This window comes from Herbaspirillum chlorophenolicum, assembly GCF_001189955.1.
Lineage (GTDB): Bacteria > Pseudomonadota > Gammaproteobacteria > Burkholderiales > Burkholderiaceae_D > Herbaspirillum > Herbaspirillum chlorophenolicum.
Map to the genome: position 1 here is coordinate 1 of NZ_LFLT01000122.1, position 2,147 is coordinate 2,147.

At 66.3% G+C, this 2,147-nt stretch carries 1 protein-coding gene and 2 pseudogenes; 1 reads left to right on the forward strand and 2 read right to left on the reverse strand.

The genetic code is table 11. From position 1 onward, the window contains the following. Positions 1 to 267: pseudogene (locus tag AKL28_RS25420) on the forward strand (transposase); the annotation flags it as partial. A 307-nt stretch (positions 268 to 574) separates the two neighbouring features. Here the strand turns inward: AKL28_RS25420 and AKL28_RS23385 are convergent. Together AKL28_RS23385 and AKL28_RS23390 are read right to left on the reverse strand one after the other, a co-directional pair. After that, a complete protein-coding gene (locus AKL28_RS23385; RefSeq protein WP_008328897.1) occupies positions 575 to 1,369 on the reverse strand; it encodes a 2-keto-4-pentenoate hydratase in 795 nt (264 codons plus the stop codon). A gap of 252 nt (positions 1,370 to 1,621) precedes the next feature. Beyond that, positions 1,622 to 2,147 (reverse strand): annotated as a pseudogene (locus AKL28_RS23390) (IS91 family transposase); the annotation flags it as partial.

The window sequence follows — 2,147 nt, forward strand, 5'->3', positions numbered from 1 at the left end:
CCCCATGTCTCCATGGCGGGAGTGCACCGGGTCGCCTCGTTGGTACAGCGCTGGGTGCTGGGAACGCACCACGGTTCTGTGCAACCCGAACACCTGGACGCCTATCTCGATGAATTCGTGTTCCGTTTCAACCGGCGCACATCCAGCTCACGCGGGATGCTGTTTTAACGCTTGCTGCAGCAAGCGGTGGTGACGCCGCCAGTGACGTATGGGGATGTCGTGAGCAAGAACACCGGGGAGAGGCAATCGGATACCATTGCTGGATGAAATCACAGTGTCAATGGGGCTGATGGAGCTAAGCGGATACCCCTTGCAGGCATACAGTTGCTTGAGGAAGGGCTTGCGCGGTCGGCTCGGCGCCGACCCGTGGCAGCGCTTCATTTGATCGCGGCCGAAGTCCGCACAAGGCTGGTGGCTGTCACTCGACCTCTCTGCAGGCCATCGTAGAGGCGCCTCCACCGGCCGCTCACTGGTCAAGGTGTCACGCGACCGCTCACGCTGCACTGGCGTCTTTGATGGAGCCGTTCGTTGACCGGGTTGATGTGCAGGCGATCCGCACCTATCAAGTGTCGTTTCACAGACGCCGCACAGTCACATCTACCGACCAAGCGTCCCCAAACGAAAACACTCCCGTCAACCTCCCCCCCACCTCCAGCTCACAAGCCTTTGTCAGCCCACCCGTGATCACCAGATCACCCGCCTCCAGCCGCTGACCAAACGCGGCCAGCTCCCGCGCCAGCCGCGCCACCGCGTCCAGGGGGTGGCCGTCGGCATCGGCGCCCACGCCCTGTCCCAGCGTGTGGTGGCTGCCGTCGTGCAGGCGCACCGCCACGGTGCCCGCCGCCATCAGGTCGGTCACCGGCAGGCGTGGCCCGACGACGACCTGGCCGGCGGACGAGTTGTCGGCGGTGTTCTGTTCGAGGTTGAAGCGGTAGCCTGTCCAGGTGGAGTGCACGACTTCGAGGCAGGCGTAGGCGCCCTCCACGGCGGCGACCACGGTGTGGCGGTCGACGGGCGCGTGCCGCGCGTCGAGGGCGGTTTGGAGGCGCAGCCCGATCTCGGGTTCGACCCGCGGCTGCACCAGGCGCTCGTGCACCGCGTCGCCCGAGTTCAGCAGCATCCGGTCGGTCAGCGGCCCGATGTTGGGCCGGGCTATGCCCATCTGGCGGCGCATCACTTCCGACGTGTAACCCAGCTTCCACCCGACCACGCGCTCGCCGGCGGCCAGGCGCAGGCCGAGCAGCGCGCGCTGGATGGCGTAGGCGGTGGCGAGGTCGGGCGTGCCGATGGTGGCTGCGGCGTCCAGTGTCCGACCGGCCTGGCGGGCGGCCCAGATCGCTTCGGCGAGTTGGTTGGGCGTCTGGGTCATGGGGGGGCTCCGCCTGGAAAGGTTGAGGGTGGGGCGCGCCGGCTATGGCAGGTCGGGGGATAGGAAATCCAACCGCATGAGCACAAGTATAGCACACGTTTGGGGCGTCTCAGGCATGCACACAGGGGACTGCTGGGTTGATTTCTCAAAGCCAGTTGCCCGAGATTTTTCGGTATGACCCGTTTTTGGCGGTGACAGGCGCAGCGCTGCCTCGCAACGTTGGCAAAACCACTGTTAACCGCTGTTGCCACCCTACCAACTGACGCGCTGATCGACCTCGAAGTCCGGGGCCGGTTGGGTCGCTTCATCCCAGTCTGGGGCTGGCTCCACGCCCTCTGCGGCTTGCGCGTCGCACTCGTCCCACAGTGGCGGCCCGCGTGCCGGGGTGATGTGCGGCGGCTCCGTCTCCACCCCGATGTGCTCCAGTATTTGGCGGATATCGGCACTGTGTGTGATGAAGGCGATGATGTGCATTTGCCCGCCGCAGATGGGGCACAGCAGCGGGAACACCTCGTAGATACGGGCCATCAGCACCGCCCACAAATAGTGCGCCGGGCGCTTGGGTGGCACCGGCTGGGCGGGCTCGGTCTGGGTTGGCAGTGGGCTTCTTACCCCAAGTGCGCCCTCGCCTGCAGCCGTGCTGGCTGGCTCGGCTTGCACCTGCGCCGGTTTCACCGCTGCATCACGCGCCAGCGCCGTGACGGCAGGCCTCAAGGGTGAGTTCGGTGCCAGCACGCCAAAGTAGCGGTGGCGGTGCGTGCGCGGCGGGGGCACCAGC